This window comes from Paenibacillus wynnii (assembly GCF_000757885.1).
Classification (GTDB): Bacteria; Bacillota; Bacilli; order Paenibacillales; family Paenibacillaceae; genus Paenibacillus_AQ; species Paenibacillus_AQ wynnii.
The window spans coordinates 401842-418502 of the sequence record NZ_JQCR01000003.1 but is presented as its reverse complement, the minus strand read 5'-3'; the positions used below and the strand labels follow the sequence as shown (position 1 = coordinate 418502).

Here is a 16661-nt window from a genome sequence, read left to right as displayed (position 1 = left end):
CGCCTTCCATGCTTACGCATAAAAGACGGTTGTGGTTCCTCCTGCTCACTTGGATATTACTGGTTAAAGCGTGCTGTGACGAACAGCGCCGGTGAGTTCCAATATATAGTTACTTCATTTGTAGAATAACTCAGTTCATGATCAGCAAAGCATTGGGCAGCCGGCTTCCCTTGCAAATGCTCAACTACATAATCATCATGCAGTCCACGGTCCGGTCCGCCGGAGACTAACCCCGGTACAGGAGCATCTACATTATCTCCTACCGATGGCCGGTGATGCGGATGCATTACTGATTTATCACCGAATCCGGTAACGTAGCTAATATCCAGTACATTCCTGCCCATTAAATAATGCAGATGATCCAAAGCACAGGCTGCAAAGCTGGAATCCCCGCTTAGATGCTCTGCGAAGAGAAGCAGCATGGCATTGTTCATCACAAGCATATTACTGCCCCAAATATAATCCTCTTCCTTCAATGAGATCAGGTAACCCTCTTGACGGCTCTGATCCAACAGACGTTGGGCTTCAGTCAGTAGCCCTTCTTGTAACGAAAGATATAGCGCACTCTCCTTATCCACTTTATCATTTAACAAGTAAGCTATGGAACCGTAACCGCCCATATCGCCCCAGCCTAACATATACTTGGGAAAGGATTCCTCTGCAAGTTGTTCGAACGCCTTGTGATAAACTTCTTCACCGGTTGCCCGATACATTTCAGCCGCTGCCCAGAAACGCTCATCCAAATCCTGCTCGTCTCCGTATTCCCCCGTTGTAATCTCCGAGGGATTATTAAATCCCGGAACAATAGGATGGGTCTCTAACCAGCCCCACGCTGCTACTGCCGCATCCAGACACTTTTGCGCATACGAATGATTAAATGGCTTATATATTCTGGATGCCAATGCCATCACACCCGCGAAATCTCCAGTTGCTGCTGCCGATACTGGGGAAAAGTATAATGCTGCTGTATCATCCTCAGGCATTACATCAAGACCCGGAAAATTCAACGTAGTTAATTTATGATATACACCGCCGGTTTCGGCTTCCTGCATCTTGAACAACCAATCCAGCTCCACCTTGCATTCCAACAGAACATCCGGTGTATGACCATCACTTTCAGGAAGTGGAATAGGGCTCAGCAATGCGGAAGGATACATTTCATAGGCAAGCAGAAGATCAGCAACGGCCTTGGCACCCGGTCCACTATATTTTCCGTAATCGCCGGCATCATGCCACCCGCCAGAACTATCCAGCTTGAGCTCAGGTTTCCCGTACACAATACCCTCAGCTGTGTGGCAGGCCTTATGGCTCCAAGGTCCGGCATACTCCTCTGTAAGCTCTACTCCGCAACGGTAATAATAAAATGCTTTCAGCAATCCTTGTTGTAAATCATGATAAGGTCTATCTGTGATAATAAATGCGCCGGATCGATGCTTACCCTGCTCTATGCGGTATTGCCCCGGTTGTTGCACCTCTGAGAAATCTCCCTTGCGAACGGTAACCCCGCTGGCTCCATCCTCTACCGAATTCCCAAGCCGCCCTTCAAAAACTACAGCACCAGAAATTACCTCAATGACCTTGAATTCGCTTTCAGAAGATGTAAACAAGGCGATTTTTTGTCCATCCACAGGATAGCCAATCTGATTTAATGTTATCATGCGTGTTCCACACTCGCTCATTCCTAATTCTCCTTTCCTCCACACATCATTAATTCTCTATAGCCCTAGGAAAACCTTCCTCTTTATACCAAAATTATAGGTTCATCGAAATATACTTAGCTAAAAAAAGACACACCCAAGAGGGTGCATCCTTAGCTTATTTATTAAAGTTTAGCTTACATGAATACTTCATCAATGGATAGGTTACGTTCCCGTGACAAATCCCTGAATTGGTCTTCCACCCGAACTAACGGCTTGAATATATCTGTGGGATTATTCATGATGATTATGCCTGTTTCCCCGTTGCTTAATCGAACACTTTTACCGATAAAGTTAGGAAGCATATTCCAGATCAATGTCTGCACAGTTTTCGCATGAAGCTTACCGAACCCCAACTCGTTTATTTTCCGAAGAACGTTCATAAGGCTTTGCTTCAGCTGAAAGTTTCTGGAGGTAATCATACCGATATAGAGATTAGCAACGGTAACGATTCGGGTATAGGGATGAATATCGCTCTGAAGAATACCTTTGGGATACCCTGAACCATCTTCGAACTCATGATGTTGAAGAGCAACCAATGGTGCAGACGCATCAGCCATAGAATTGCTTATCACTTCATAACCGTAGGTGGTATGCCGTTTCAATTCTTCCAATTCTGCATTTGTAAGTACCTTTTTATTCAAAATTGCCTGAGGGACCTGACTTTTACCGATATCGTGCAAATACCCGGCTCGGCTGATTACATAGATCTCCGACTTGGTATGGCCCAGCCATTTCGCTAAGTAATAGGATAATAACCCCACTTGCAAAGAATGATTATAAGTGTTTGCATGATCCTGCTCCAGCATAAGCAGAAGGGATACGACATCCCCTTGATTATCCAGATTCTTTAGAAGCGGCCGCAATGAATCATCGATCATGGACTGTGTAAACTTACCGCTTGTCAAGGATTCGAGAAAGACCGATTCATAGGTTTCGATAGCTTCATCAATACTTCCCTTTAACAAACTCTGACGGAAAGCAGCACTCTCTCGGAGGGCCGACACATTTCGATGCTCAATATCAACGTAATCAATACTATGCCTAATAAGAACTGCGATTTCCTCACTTTTAATAGTAGTACCCTGAGGAAGGACATGCAGACCCACATTATTGAAAGTATCTGTTTTTAGACGATCACCGGGTTTAAGATCCATAACATGGACTTTCATGACACAGCACCTTCTTTATGTATAGGAGTTATTTAGTATAGAACCAACCTGCTTTAAAAGTTTTGCCGATTATGATTTGATCATAACCAAATACCTCCATTGTTACAATAAGATTATAGTCGCACTAATCCAGGAGTACTGGTTCAAAAGATACATCTTTAGAATGCATAATCAAAAAAAATAGGATTTCCCCGATTTTTTTCCGATATATGCTATATTAGATTTAAAATTTTAAATGTTGTTGGAGGGGTACTGTTATGCAGAGGATCAAATTTATGTACACTCAATTCCTTAAGGAACCTTTGTGGTTTAAGCTGATCATTTCGAGCTCTTTATTGGCGTCCATTGTATTTAGCAGTTCATTATTTTCAGAGAACATTAACTATCAGAGCCTTTCCAAATTAACTGCTGCCGTCTTCTTTGCGGCTTATGGCTTTAAAATGCGAAAAAACCTCAGAAATTCAGTTATTCTTTTTGCTTCCGCGGCGATCTGTCTATATCTGTCTTGGTACTATTTAAGATGAAATAATCCAGCGCGAAAGCCATCCCGATCCCTGTGAAATACCTGATCAAGTCGATCCACAAAAAGCCTTTTCCGAGGATCAATCCTCCCAATACCGTAGAACGGACACCGTTAATCCATTCTCCCTGATACAGCTGACTACATTCAATGGCATAGCTAAAAAGCAAGCCAAGAACCAAGGAGAGACGCAATTTATGTTTATTCAGCAGCACCCGAAACCCTAAATAAACCATACTCCCCCATAACGCATCCCCGGCATGACTGGATATAAATAAGGGCAACTTGTCCGAAAAAACTCTCGAACTAATACCAAGCGCAATTACAAGGAGAATGACGCCAATATATCCTAATTTCAGCTTCATATTCTTCATCATTCAAACACGGAGATGGTCGGCATACCTGCATTCTGGGTGAAAATTTCTTTAGGATAAGGAACGGACAGTTCAGGCAGTTCATTCATTTTAAAATATTGAAACGCCTCCACCTCTCCATCCACACTTTGAAGTGTTCCTTTAACAATAGTGCATTCAAATACGATTGCCAGGTACTCCACCTGATGACCGTTACTGTAAACGTATCTAAACTTCTCCCCGCCAAACACACCTAAAATCCTTGCTGGATTGACCATTAATCCCGTCTCTTCAAACACCTCTCTGCGCAGTGCTCTCGCAGGTGACTCACCTGGTTCAATCGCTCCTGCGGGCAGGCCCCACAAGGTGTCTTCAGGCTTGCGGATAAATAGGATCTCATCCTTATCGTTTCTTATGACAGCAGCTACTGAGGGTATCATTAACAGCTCTGAACCCAGCTTCAGTCTTAAACTTTGGTAATACTCAGACATTGGCATAGAGTCGCCTCCTTAGATATATGGATGGGATATATGAATAGGATATATGATTTAAGTTACTACTACATTTCATACTATATTACACATAGTAGCGGTCGAATCCTTTTTCCTACGTGGGGAATGCAACCCAAACGATGGGAAGTACAAACCAAACGAATTACGAAGAAGTGGATATGATTTAGTTGTACTTTTTACACCTATTCCTCCGAATACAAGCCTGTTCCCTTGTTTAGTTGTACTGAATACATCTAAATCCCCTCATACCCACTTGATATGCCTGATTTACAATTAATAAGTGTACAAAGTGCAACTATACGATTATGGATAACTTATATGTTATAAATAGTTGTACGGAGTGCAGCTATTCTGTTCATCATTTTATATATAAAAAAGATGCCTCAAGCCCCTTTGGCTTCAAGACATCTCTACACAATCCCTGTTATTTATTTAAATATACTCCAACTCTTATTAGCTCTCACCCAGCTCCAGCTTCTTTCCCCCTCGACGCCGTGTCCAACTTGTCCACAATAAATCAGCCGTAAAGAAAAATGCGACTGGCGGTAAGAGCAACTCCCATAACGGTTCAACCCGCTGGTATAAAAATTCCATTAGCGGCTGAATCCCATAAATACAGGCTATACACAAAACCCACCAATATAGTGAAAATCGCAGACATATATGTCCTTGCAGATGATATCGCAGACCGGAGTAATCCCACCACTGCCTATGGAACAACGTCTTCAGTAACCATCCGCTTATAAATTCAACAGCTGACGGAATGATCAGCGCGAGCAGCAGAAATACAGGGAGCGGGAGTGCCAGATCTCTTGCTAGCAACAGGAAAAGGGGAGCAAATCCATACATCGGCTTAAAAGGCCCCTTCATAAACCCTTCTTTGCGAAAGCTTCCGTTACTATATAGATTATAGGTTCCCTCCAGTACCCATCCCAGAAAAGAATAAATAATAAAATAGAAGAAATATTGCTGAGCACCAGTCACATGTGTGTATCCATCCAATGAGAAAATCGGCAATATAGTCATTTGTCCCGCCCCCAGTTGTCATTATTTACATCAGGTCTCTAACGGGAGATATTATGCCTTGGTTTGCCTGGAGCTATGCGTAAGCTATAAAATTTAAGAATGCAGCTAAAAAAAGACATAACCCCGAGGGTTATGTCTTTGTAACTAGTGCCCGGATCTTACCTTCCGGTATTAGGTTTTAGATTCTCGTTCCGACTACGCATTTCCCTTTCCTCCCTGCAATCCAAATTGCTTGAGGCCTGAAAAGTTACAAAAAAGTTCTCAATACCTGCACCGCCAGCTCGTGATCTTCTTTTTGCGGAAGACCTGATACTGTAACCGTTCCTACGATTCCAACATTGCGGATAATAATCGGAAAAGCACCGCCATGTGCTGCATAATCAGCACCCGACACCTCAAAAACCTGTTCAAAGGTTGATCCGCTTGCTTGGAGCATATTACTAATATAATAAGAGCTGTGCCCAAATCGGTTGACTACGTTATTTTTCCGGCGAATCCATTGTTCATTATCTGCTGCGGTACCCTCCATGGCCAGATGGAACAATCTATGACCATTACGAGTGATATCAATAGTTATTGCCTTGCCCAGCTCACGGGCGGTTTCGTACAGCTTAAGGCCTATCTCTACCGCCATTTCGTTCGTGAAACGGGAAAATACGATTTCTTCTTCCAACTTCAAAAGCTCTTGCAGCACATTTTCGCTCGACATGGTCCACTCTCCTATGTAGAAGTAAGTTTTCTCTTACTTTACATGAAGCACTATCCCGAAACAAATTAAAAAACAGACCGCCTTATAAAGGGGCGGTCTCTATCATACATTTCATTTAAATATCCTTATTATTCGGGATCGGGTCTGGATGTGCAGTAGGTGCGGGTTTGGCTGTCCATTCATCGGCTTCCGGCTCAATGTCCACACCGTTTTTCATTTTCTTCATTTCTGCCAATGAGTCTCCATCTTTATTTGCTTTGTTCCGAATATCAGCTTCATTTTGAGTTTGATCTGACATGTTACATCCTCCTTCATACGGGCTGCGTTTTGTTGTTCCTTAGTTATAGTTACCCGTTGAAGTGATTTACAAACATGGACGCAAGGACACTTCCTATTTAAAACTCTGTTTTAATTCCACGACATGGTGTTGCATTAATTCATCAAAGGCCCTCAGTGAAGAGTCTCTATCTGTGTCTGGTATACTTAGAATGATATCATCTGTAGTTGTAGAACCTTGGTTTAGTACTGTATATAAGTTATTCTCATTTTGGTCTGACGGTCCTACCTTGAGACTCCATTTGCTGAAATCTTCGTTAGCGACTACCATACCCAGATGGTCACGCGGCGGTTTCTCATTCCCAACCTCAGAACACTGTACCATAGCGAACTTTGGATCCAAACTACAGTTCATATATTCCTTCCCGTTCACTGTTAATTTACCAAGATAGCTTTCCGACTTCTCATCAAATACACCCGATAAAGAGATCAAAACCTTCTTAGAAAAGCTGCGATCCTCCACTTTGTACGCAGTAACTTCAATCTGTTGATTCACATGTATGACCTTGGGAGCACTGATAAAGCCATAGATTATAAACCCTACTACAGATAAGATAGCAACACAGCTATATAGTATCTTTTTCAAAAGCTTCACTTCCCCTGTCAAAATAACAGCACTGGATATTTGCACCATTTTTCAACAATATATGAAATGCTCCCCTTTTGACAATGCTTTAGATTACCATCATTTTACATTTTTTTATTACACCCACTGTATAACTTGGTCCGCCGATTGCCGTGTTTTCTTTCCGGGTTCATACTGACGATATCCAAAAGCCACCATACAGGAGATTCCGAAATGCTCGGGGTCCATTATTCCTTCTTCGATTAGAACCTTTTCAATGTTGTCCCTCTCAAAGCCTTCCATAGGGCAGGAGTCAATGCCTATTAGGGCAGCGGCGGTCATCATATTGCCTAGTGCCAAATACGTTTGCCGGCAGCTCCACTCAAACATAACTCGCTCATTCTCTTGTAATCTAAAGCCGGTTCTTAAGAACTTATCATAAGTTGTACCTTTAGCCAGGACGACTTCCGCAGGCAGCTCTTGAACATTCTCCATCATGTTCTTGATATAATCAGAGTTCGCGACCATATCTTTTGGAAGCCTTGATAAAATAAGTACAAAGTGACTCGCAGTTGCTAGCTGCTTTTGGGCTCCCGAAGCGTAAGGGCGCAGCTTCTCCCGAATCTCTTGGTTTTGCACAACAACAAACCTCCATGGCTCAAAGCCAAAGGAGCTCGGAGACAGACGTCCGGTTTCTAGAATAAACTGAAAGTCGGAATCTGTGATTTTCTTGCTGCTGTTAAATTCTTTAGTGGCATGTCTGAAATTCATAGCAGACAGGATATCTTGCTGAGTCGTTGTCGATTTATCCACGCTTTGTAACTCCCTTTCGTAACACGAATTAAGTTAGATGGTTCACTGAACATATGATTAATAATAGATTAATGTTGTCTATTTTTAAAGCAGGGCCATACACAACAATTAATTAGATGTTATTTCGTCCTACTGTAATATAGACAATCACAGAGAGTTGAAAATCAGATGATGCTACAGAACCATCTGACCTTTATATCAGCTTTCCCGAACGGGGAAGAATGTAGCGATTTCATAAATAATATAAAAAAAATCACAAAAATATCAATTTTGAGGTTAAAATTAAGGATATTAGCCCTATCTTTGTTACAAAATCACGAAATATTATTTTAATCTACGCCGTCCCGGGAGGTAATTACATGGCACCAAAGAAAGTAACTTGGTTGGAGCTTTTTTATGATTTACTATTTGTAGCCGCTGTTTCTAAAGCAAGTCATGTCCTCGTCCATGTAGAGCATGGTGTAATTCCTTTTGAATACTTGGCGAAATTTGTGTTAATCTTCATTCCCATATGGTGGGCTTGGGCAGGCCAGACCCTATTTATGAACCGTTTTGGACAGGACATCCTAAAGCATCGGATCTATTTAATTCTTCAATTATTTTTCGCACTCATTATGACGGCTAGCTTATCGGTAGAATTTGATCAATACTATATTTCATTCCTTGTGGGTTATGTAGGTCTAAGAAGTATGACCGCTCTTCAATATCTTTCTGTTCACCAAAAAGAACATGGCCACAATCAAGCCACAGCGCGTTATCTGGGAACTTATTTTTGGGTGGGCATAGCCATCTCTTGTACGTCGCTATTTTTTGATTCATGGCTTCGTTACACCATTTTGTACGCCGGAATTATTGCCGATATTATGGTACCCATAGTCGGAAGACGGATCTTGAAGAAAACCCCCGTAAATACTCATCATTTGTTAGAACGCTTCGCTTTGTTTACATTGATTCTTCTTGGAGAATCCGTGATAAGTATCCTAGCCGTGTTACAGTCGAGCACCTGGACCTGGCACTCTATTCTATTCGCAGCCATAACCTTTGTGCTAATCATAGCGATGTGGTGGCAGTATTTTGACAATGTAGAAAAGAAGGTCGACAAGACGAAACAAACAGCCGGGCAAGCCATTATCTATGGTCATTTATTCATATTTCTGGCGATGAGTATGCTTGCGGCTTCTATTCAATTATTATTCTTGGAACAGCTGAAGAATCTATTTATTGTGACGTTTATTTATGGATCTGTAGTGCTGTACTTTTTTTCTACGACCTTTGTTTTCCACAAATTCAGAGTTAAAGAGCAGCAGCTGGAGCTCTATCATTTTGTGTTCTTATTAGCGCTACTTGGAGTTTTGTTCGCGGTTAACTTGTTATTCGATGTCCCTAATTATTTATTAGTAGGCGGGTTGGCGTTGTTTTTTATCATATATGCAAAAGTAACGACTTAATGAACTTTCCCTAATCCTCCACGGGCACTATAATAGACTACAAACGGATGAACAAGCTTCATCAGCGCAAGACGTGAGGGGTAATGACATGAATCATCATACACTGGATCAATATTTGCAGCAGTTGGACCCCATCGAAACCGTACAGAAAGAGACGCTGCAGAATATCAATGAGTTTGGTGGTAACGAGTTCAAGGTGCAAACAGGAGAAAACTATCCTCGAATGCCTGAGCATCTTTTTTTTGATAAAGGCCCGGTGTATATTCTTCAGGTATCGTTACCGATTTCTTAATTAATGCCATCTCCATGAATACAAATCATGATCGGTTTATTGTTTTTCAATCCGAGGGCAATGAAAATCTGCATTATATGATTCGAAATATGATGTGCGAATTTTTTGATCCGACGGAGTATTCCCAAGAAATGATTAGCAGTTACTGTCTGATCGTATTTACGGAGCTAATGCGGGTATATGGCAGCACTTATTACAATTCACCTCGGCATTCCAAGAAAACAGAGTTAATAACCGTGCTGAAATACATCGAGAGAAACTATAACCAATGTACCCTTAAGAGTCTCGCCGCCGAATTCAATTTCAACCCCAACTATCTGGGCAATCTGCTTAAAAAAAACACCGGCAAAACGTTTGTAGAATGGGTTCAGTCCCAGCGCATGAACCTTGCGGGGTCGATGCTAGCTCATAGCCATAAAACTATAGATGAAATTTCTGCAGAAGTCGGGTATGAAAGCCTAAGTTTTTTCTATAAAAAATTCGCTGAATACTATAGATGCACTCCGGCCCAATACCGTGATCTACAGAACAAAAGCCTGAATCTCTGAGTAGAGAATTTCAGGCTTTTCTTTATAATTACTAGAGATTTACAACTCGTATTTACGTATAAAATAAGTCGGTGTACAGCTCCAGGCATGACAATAGCTATTGATCAAATAGCTTCCATACGGTGAAAAGTTCTTGTTGTTGGGATCATATAACTCCCAGAAGGTATCCGCTCCGTCTTTTATCATGCTGCCCCAATAACTTTTCATTTCTCCAACCGCCCGTTCCCGCTCCCCAACTTGAATTAGAGCCTCAATCAGATGATGAACCATATAGGGTGTAGTTAGCGGAAGTGCAGATTTCTCATCGAGCATACGAAGCAGAAGATCTTTCGCTTTCTCATTCTCCACTACCCCTGCAAGTACCATCCAAATTTGCGAAGCACATGAGACCTGCTCCTCCCTGCCGCTCACAAAAAACCCCAGCTCATCACTCCATAGATGCTCCAAAGATGCCGATTGGATCTTATCCATTTGTGCCCTCAGCAAGTCCTGTTTCTGATCACCGAGACATTCGGCTAGGACCAAACCCAGCTTCATATTATAGATTAGAACGGCTTGTGAAGCCGTTTGTTTATTCAGTTCCTGATGCCAATCAATAAAGGACCACCAGGTATTTTCATCTTGTAAAACACTCCGTTCATCTAGCTTTTCCAATGATAGCTCGATCTGGCGATAGGCCGTCGGCCATAACTCCTGTAATGTTTTCAAATCTCCGGTCGCTTGATAGTAATCATGTAATGTTGCAACAAAGATAAGCGAATAGTCAAAGAGGTAAGTATCATCAGGAATGATCACCGGCTTCATGAACAAATTTGCGGTGATAAGACCTTTGTCATTAGGAAATGCAGCAAACAGATAGAGACAACGTTTAACCAAACCATTGTTCTTGAAGGTTTCGTAATTGGCGAGTGCTTGAAGCCGCAAATCTCCAAGCCATAACCTCCGGTCCCGTTTCGGTCCGTCCTCGAAAACCTCCTGCATGCAATCCTCTAGTGTTTTGATACTGACCGCGTCAATGGCCATCAATTCAGGATCTTCATGCTCTAAGGGCTGCAGTTGACTCTGATCCGCTGAAGTTACTGCAGTACAGTAAACCTGTTCGAAGCTCACCTTGTATTTAACAGAGGTATCAATAACCTGAAGCTTCACATAACGGAAACTGTATCTTCTCTCCATATGAAGCACAGCAGGTAATACATCCACATGATAGGCTTCCTCTTGCAACCAGGAGCGGCTAAGCCAACCTTCATATTCAGAGAAAGGAACAGCCATTTCCACCGGCATTTCCCCAAAGGTCACCTTAAGGTATAAAGGAGCATCCGGCGGACTTCCCACGGGTTTGATATGCAGAGACAACCTGCCAACGGTATGGTCACCGAAATCCAGAATCACTTCTTCTCCCTTTCCAAGCACTAAATTAGACAGTTCGTCCGAAGCCTGTAGCTGCTCAGCCCTCCATCCATGGATGACTTGATCATCGCTGACGATCTGCACCAGATGCTTAGGATATAACTTATGTTGGTAGATTTCCGGATTAAGTTCTTCGGCAATTGAGGAAAAACGTTGAACATGTTCAGACATGATTAATAATCCTCCTTAAATTTTCTCAGTTAATGTCCTACCTCCATTAGAACGTTTCCCACACGGATACACCATGACTGGATTACGGATAAACTTGCTTGTTTTACAGATTTACCTCTCCCCATCAAAAAAACCGGGGCAGCTCCCCGGTCTTATCGTCGTCCTATTTGAAAAACATCTCGGCTTTATCCAGATGTTCGTCCTTGACTTGGCTCGAAATCGCTCTGAACCCAGCCATTATTACAGCGGCATCATCCGTGAATCCCATAGCAATGAGGGCATCCGGGATGGCATCTATAGGTGTAATAAAGTAAGCTAGTGCACCGAAAGCTATTCCTTTGGCCCACAAAGGGGTTCTGGCATCCATCGCACAATAATACATGGCAACGGCATCCCTCGTAAACGGAACCTTTCCTGCGAATTTCTTTGTTTTAGCCCAAAATCCGCTTTTTACAAGCTCCTCATTTTCCTTGCTGTATTGAATACTGTCCACATTGAGATTCACAGGACTATTTGTATCGTTATTTTTCATGGTTTTCCCCTCCATAGATGTAATCCTTACCTAAATAGATTAAACTGATTATAAGAATATAGAAGCACCCGAGGTGAGGTAATGAATATGAACGGCGATGCCGATAGCAAGATGTCTGTAAATACAGAGCTCAAATACATAGTCAGCGGAGATTCGATCTCCAAAGGTGTCATTTATGATGAAGACCGAAGCAGGTATGTCATCTTGGAAGAGAATTACGTTTCTCTCTTACAGAATAAGCTAAATGGAGCACTGCGCAATACAGCTAAATTCGGCAACACCCTGATGAAAGGCTTAGGGAATCTTAAAAGAGATGTCCTTAAGGAAAAGCCTGATGTGGTTCTAATTGAGTTCGGCGGGAATGATTGTGATTTCCATTGGGGAGAGATTGCCGATAATCCTGAAGCTGAGCATAACCCCAAGACCGACTTCCCTGCTTTTGAAAAGATGCTGTTAGACATGATTGATTTCCTCAGAAATCAGCAGATCATGCCTATTCTTATGAGCCTACCCCCACTGAACGCCGACAGCTATTTCAAATGGGTCAGCCAGAACAATCCGGTGTCGGAAGTGAATATTTTGAAGTGGCTCGGAAGTGTCACTAAGATTTATTGGTGGCAGGAACGGTACAACTCCACAATCATTAAGGTAGCGGAAAGCACTAAGACTAAGATTATAGACGTCAGAGGCGCCTTCCTTCAGCAGCCGGATTTCACGAAGTTCATTTGCATGGACGGTATACATCCCAACAAAGAGGGACACCGTATTATTTTTGACAAGGTCATGGATTTCATCCGGAACAGTGAGCCTCAACTACTGCTGGAAAGCACAAGATAAACTTTACCCAGATGCTAAATTAAACTCAGGCCTGCGGTCACATTCTTTATGTGCAGCGGGCCTTTTTATTTTATTGGAAACTGTGAATCACCCTCTCCTACGGTATGCGCCGGGTGCTACTCCATACCGATCTCTGAATACTCTGTGGAAATAAGTATAGCTTCCAAAGCCGGTTTCCTCTGCAATCCGCTCCAACGTATAGTTGCTTTTGTCCATAAGTTGCAAAGCCAAGGCGAGACGAATCTGCCCCGCATATTGCATAATAGAGTACCCGAACTGAGCTTTGAATAGATGCACGGCTCTTGTAACACTAATACCGGCGTGGCCGGCAACATCCTCCAGCCTGAAGACAGACGTAGCATGCTCCTCAACAAAGCTCTTCATCTTAAAAGCCAACAGTAAGGGGGCAGAGGAAGTTGAGGGAGCCTCTTCAATGGCCCGGTCTAGCAGCAAGCACAACGCCTTAAATAAAGCCTCCACAATATCCTTATTCCCGCCGTCCAGCCTTCTTTTCTCCAGAATTAGCTGCTGCCATATGCTTTGAAGCCGACCGTCATCGGTAATTCTTACTTTCTTAGATCTTACCCTCTTATTCCACCAGCCATCTATCCATTCTCCTGTGCACATTACATAATAGTCCGCACTTAACCCTAAGGGACTTACTTTCTCTCCGATTCTTAAATCATACACTTCCCCGGGTCGGAATAACAGCAGGTCACCGGGCTGAACGTTAACCATCTCCCCATCGATCAGTGCTTCACACTCCCCTTCCGCTTGCAACCGGATAATATAGGTATCTAGACCTTCCCGGAATAAATGCCGAAACGGTTGATTATGCCGCATAAAGGCGGTGAGATGTATATGAATAGGGTTAATTTCCATAGTTGATCCTCTTTTCTTAATACGGTTATGACCAGATTGTTGAGGTTCTTAGCCATATTGTTTCTTCAAAGATAGGCCATTCTCCTTCTATAATGAAATAGAAATATATTGTAGGAGGTTATTAACCGCTATGAATGAAGGCATTGTTCGCGTCATCCAAACCGCAAAAGATACTGAGGACCGCTTAACCGAAAAAACGTCTATATCGTTCAGTCCTGATTCTGCTGAAAAAGAAATGGAACTGATTAATATTTATGAGGATCTGGAATATCAGGAAATCGAAGGCTTTGGCGGAGCTCTCACCGAGGCGTCAGCTGTAACCATCGCAAAGCTTAGTGAAGCTAAACAAAAAGAAATCATCGATGCATACTTCCATCCCGAGCACGGAATTGGCTATACGCTATGCCGCTCACACATCCAGAGCTGTGATTTCTCGTTAGGTAACTATGCCTATGTTGAGGAAGAAAACGCAGAGCTGCGTAATTTCAATATCTCAAGAGATCATGAGGCTATTATCCCGTTGATTCAACGGGCGGCAGCATTAAGCGGTGAGGACTTCCGCCTCTTCTCGTCCCCATGGAGCCCGCCAGCATGGATGAAAACAAATGGTCAAATGAATAATGGCGGGAAGCTAAAACCCGAGTACAGACAAGCTTGGGCCGACATGTTCGTGAAGTACATTCAGGCTTATGCCGCCGAGGGTATTGATATCTGGGCAGTTAGCGTACAGAACGAAGCCAAAGCCGTTCAAATTTGGGATTCTTGTGTGTATACAGCTGAAGAAGAGAAGGACTTTGTCAGAGATTATCTCGGTCCTGCCTTGGAGCAAGCTAACTTGTCTCATGTGAAGGTATTAATTTGGGATCATAACAAGGAACGGGTATATGACCGGGCAAAAGCTGCTTTTGAAGACGAAGCTGCTTCCAAGTATATCTGGGGCATTTGTTTCCACTGGTACTCCGGTGATCACTTTGAAGCACTGTCTGCTGTACATGACCGCTTCCCTGACAAGAAGCTGTTCTTCAGCGAAGGTTGTCAGGAAGGCGGCGTTCATCTCGGCTCCTGGAATACGGGCGAACGTTATGGCCATGACATTATGGGCAACCTGAATAATTGGATGTCCTGCTGGACGGACTGGAATATTGTTTTGGACGAACAAGGCGGTCCTAACCATGTGGGCAACTACTGTGATGCTCCTATCATTGGAGATACCCAGAAGGATGAGGTTATTTTTGAAAGCTCGTTCTATTACATCGGACACTTCAGCAAATTCATTCGTCCGGGAGCCAAGCGGATTGGCAGCTCCAAATATACCGATAAGCTTGAAACTACTGCATTCCGTAATATTGACGGTACAATCGCAGTTATTGTAATGAACCGTACGGAGAGCAAGCTACCGTTTACACTAAGCTACCGTGGACAACTGGCTGAGCATTCGATTCCGGCTCATGCTATTCAGACATTGCTTTTCCAGTAATATTCGAATATAAGAGTAATTTATAAGAGTTATTGCTAATCAAATAGGGTGCCTCTGAAGCCAATCGGCCAAGAGACACCCTTTTTAGGTTGTGATACTTAGTGAGGATACAGCATCCAGACTACCAGAGGGGCTGCACAAGAACCCGCGATAGCACAGACAGTCATCGCTACTGAACTCATGGAGACTGATTCTTCTCCGTATTCGAGCGCTTTGGCTGTACCCAGCGCATGCGAAGCTGTTCCTAGTCCGATCCCGATTCCAACAGCGCCTTTGATTCTAAATAGCTTTAAGATATAAGGACCAGCAATAGCTCCCGTAAACCCGGCAATCATCACAAATACGGAAGTTAGGGAGGATTCCCCGCCTAGATTGGACGATATTTGAATCGCTACAGGGGTAGTAATTGATTTTGGCAGCAAGGACAGAATGTATAATTTGGGAAATCCCGAGACCACAGCCAGCAATATTCCGCTGAACATACCTACAAGTAAGCCAGTAAGAGTTCCACCTAGAATAGCAGGAAGATTACGGCGCAGCACATGACGCTGCCTATATAAGGGATACGCTAAAGAAACAACAGCAGGACCCAGCAATTGATTTATCCACTTCCCGCCGATCATATAGGTGTCATAGGGAATCCGGAAATACAAAAGAATTACTACCACAGTAAACGTAGCAGTCAATGCCGGCATCAATACGGGTAAGCGAAAACGTCTGTAGATTAAGGACATTACGAGATAAATACCTACTGTAACTAAAACAATCACCGCTGCTGTCAAAATCATCAGACTTCTTCCCCCTTTTCCCTTAAATTCCTGCCCCCTGTTAAATTAGCAGTATTTCTTGTGCTTCCAATACTTCTCGTACTTCTTGTACTTCTGGCACCCCAACCTGCCAGCCATTGACTGGAATGTGCTGCTGCTCCAATCGTTAATGCTGTACTAAGGATGAGGATCGCAATTAACAACAACCCTCTTCCGCTGAAAATCCCTAAGTGGTCTACGATCCCAGCTGTTGCAGGTATAAAAAACAAAGGAAGATACGACAGCACTGAGACAGCTCCATTCTCAATCCAACTCTCAGGCACAACCTTGCACAAAAGCAAAATAAAAAGCAGCAGCAGCCCAACAATACTGCCCGGGACCGGTAGGTGGAACAGCTTTTGCACATAGTCACCAGCTAAGTAAAACAAATATAAAAGCCCAACCTGAGCAATGATGCGAATGATCTTCATTTAGATTAAACTCCTTCATCTATTTAAACGTTTCTGTATGTAAAAACTTCAACTCTATCAGAGTAACAGAGTTTTCAGGTTTTTTTCACTATATTTATGAAACTCGTATGAATATTTCATTGGG

The 16661-nt window shown here is 42.9% G+C and carries 19 protein-coding genes; 5 read left to right on the top strand and 14 right to left on the bottom strand.

The window, feature by feature from the left end; genetic code table 11:
• Positions 1-56: 56 nt before the first annotated feature.
• The 9 genes from PWYN_RS17115 to PWYN_RS17075 all read right to left on the bottom strand — a co-directional run bounded on the left by PWYN_RS17115 (position 57) and on the right by PWYN_RS17075 (position 7703).
• Entirely contained in the window at positions 57-1679 is a 1623-nt protein-coding gene (locus PWYN_RS17115) for a glycoside hydrolase family 9 protein (RefSeq protein ID WP_036654530.1), read from the bottom strand.
• A gap of 155 nt (positions 1680-1834) precedes the next feature.
• Positions 1835-2869: an HD-GYP domain-containing protein gene (locus PWYN_RS17110; RefSeq protein WP_036654529.1), complete on the bottom strand. Its 1035-nt coding sequence runs from the start codon at positions 2867-2869 to the stop codon at positions 1835-1837.
• Positions 2870-3334: 465 nt separating this feature from the next.
• Positions 3335-3754: a ribosomal maturation YjgA family protein gene (locus PWYN_RS17105; protein ID WP_338049199.1), complete on the bottom strand. Its 420-nt coding sequence runs from the start codon at positions 3752-3754 to the stop codon at positions 3335-3337.
• Positions 3755-3762: 8 nt separating this feature from the next.
• Positions 3763-4239 (bottom strand): NUDIX domain-containing protein, encoded by a 477-nt coding sequence (locus PWYN_RS17100; RefSeq protein ID WP_052088063.1) that lies wholly within the window; start codon positions 4237-4239, stop codon positions 3763-3765.
• Positions 4240-4707: 468 nt separating this feature from the next.
• On the bottom strand, positions 4708-5280 hold the full coding sequence (locus tag PWYN_RS17095) for a putative ABC transporter permease (RefSeq protein WP_157261203.1): 573 nt from the start codon (positions 5278-5280) through the stop codon (positions 4708-4710).
• A gap of 247 nt (positions 5281-5527) precedes the next feature.
• Positions 5528-5989 carry a heme-degrading domain-containing protein gene (locus PWYN_RS17090; RefSeq protein WP_036654526.1) on the bottom strand — a complete coding sequence of 154 codons (462 nt, stop codon included), beginning with the start codon at positions 5987-5989 and terminating at the stop codon, positions 5528-5530.
• A gap of 115 nt (positions 5990-6104) precedes the next feature.
• On the bottom strand, positions 6105-6287 hold the full coding sequence (locus PWYN_RS17085) for a hypothetical protein (RefSeq protein WP_036654523.1): 183 nt from the start codon (positions 6285-6287) through the stop codon (positions 6105-6107).
• Positions 6288-6380: 93 nt separating this feature from the next.
• Positions 6381-6911, bottom strand: a complete 531-nt coding sequence (locus PWYN_RS17080; RefSeq protein ID WP_157261202.1) for a hypothetical protein — start codon at positions 6909-6911, stop codon at positions 6381-6383.
• A gap of 117 nt (positions 6912-7028) precedes the next feature.
• Positions 7029-7703: an NAD(P)H-dependent oxidoreductase gene (locus PWYN_RS17075; RefSeq protein WP_036654517.1), complete on the bottom strand. Its 675-nt coding sequence runs from the start codon at positions 7701-7703 to the stop codon at positions 7029-7031.
• 359 nt (positions 7704-8062) lie between these two features.
• Here PWYN_RS17075 and PWYN_RS17070 point away from each other — a divergent pair, with 359 nt between their 5' ends.
• From PWYN_RS17070 to PWYN_RS17065, 3 genes are all read left to right on the top strand, one after another.
• A complete protein-coding gene (locus tag PWYN_RS17070; RefSeq protein ID WP_036654515.1) occupies positions 8063-9151 on the top strand; it encodes a low temperature requirement protein A in 1089 nt (362 codons plus the stop codon).
• Between the two features lie 88 nt (positions 9152-9239).
• Complete coding sequence (locus PWYN_RS28220) at positions 9240-9443, top strand: hypothetical protein (RefSeq protein ID WP_052088062.1); 204 nt, start codon at positions 9240-9242, stop codon at positions 9441-9443.
• A 14-nt stretch (positions 9444-9457) separates the two neighbouring features.
• Positions 9458-9991, top strand: coding sequence for a helix-turn-helix transcriptional regulator (locus tag PWYN_RS17065; RefSeq protein WP_052088061.1), 534 nt, complete (start codon positions 9458-9460; stop codon positions 9989-9991).
• Positions 9992-10030: 39 nt separating this feature from the next.
• On the opposite strand, the gene PWYN_RS17060 is transcribed toward PWYN_RS17065, so the two are convergent.
• Both PWYN_RS17060 and PWYN_RS17055 read right to left on the bottom strand, forming a co-directional pair.
• Positions 10031-11572 carry an alpha-L-rhamnosidase-related protein gene (locus tag PWYN_RS17060; protein ID WP_036654511.1) on the bottom strand — a complete coding sequence of 514 codons (1542 nt, stop codon included), beginning with the start codon at positions 11570-11572 and terminating at the stop codon, positions 10031-10033.
• Positions 11573-11735: 163 nt separating this feature from the next.
• The gene (locus tag PWYN_RS17055) at positions 11736-12104 is read right to left on the bottom strand and encodes a YkvA family protein (protein WP_052088060.1); all 369 of its coding nucleotides are present in this window, start codon (positions 12102-12104) and stop codon (positions 11736-11738) included.
• Between the two features lie 81 nt (positions 12105-12185).
• Here PWYN_RS17055 and PWYN_RS17050 point away from each other — a divergent pair, with 81 nt between their 5' ends.
• The gene (locus PWYN_RS17050) at positions 12186-12941 is read left to right on the top strand and encodes an SGNH/GDSL hydrolase family protein (protein WP_205622771.1); all 756 of its coding nucleotides are present in this window, start codon (positions 12186-12188) and stop codon (positions 12939-12941) included.
• A gap of 87 nt (positions 12942-13028) precedes the next feature.
• Here PWYN_RS17050 and PWYN_RS17045 read toward each other — a convergent pair whose 3' ends face one another.
• Positions 13029-13823, bottom strand: a complete 795-nt coding sequence (locus tag PWYN_RS17045; protein WP_036654510.1) for a helix-turn-helix domain-containing protein — start codon at positions 13821-13823, stop codon at positions 13029-13031.
• A gap of 130 nt (positions 13824-13953) precedes the next feature.
• Here PWYN_RS17045 and PWYN_RS17040 point away from each other — a divergent pair, with 130 nt between their 5' ends.
• On the top strand, positions 13954-15300 hold the full coding sequence (locus PWYN_RS17040; RefSeq protein ID WP_036654508.1) for a glycoside hydrolase family 30 protein: 1347 nt from the start codon (positions 13954-13956) through the stop codon (positions 15298-15300).
• Positions 15301-15398: 98 nt separating this feature from the next.
• Here PWYN_RS17040 and PWYN_RS17035 read toward each other — a convergent pair whose 3' ends face one another.
• Together PWYN_RS17035 and PWYN_RS17030 are read right to left on the bottom strand one after the other, a co-directional pair.
• Positions 15399-16088 (bottom strand): LrgB family protein, encoded by a 690-nt coding sequence (locus PWYN_RS17035; protein WP_036654506.1) that lies wholly within the window; start codon positions 16086-16088, stop codon positions 15399-15401.
• Entirely contained in the window at positions 16088-16537 is a 450-nt protein-coding gene (locus PWYN_RS17030) for a CidA/LrgA family protein (protein ID WP_052088058.1), read from the bottom strand. Before PWYN_RS17030 ends, PWYN_RS17035 begins: the two co-directional genes overlap by 1 nt.
• Positions 16538-16661 lie beyond the last annotated feature (124 nt).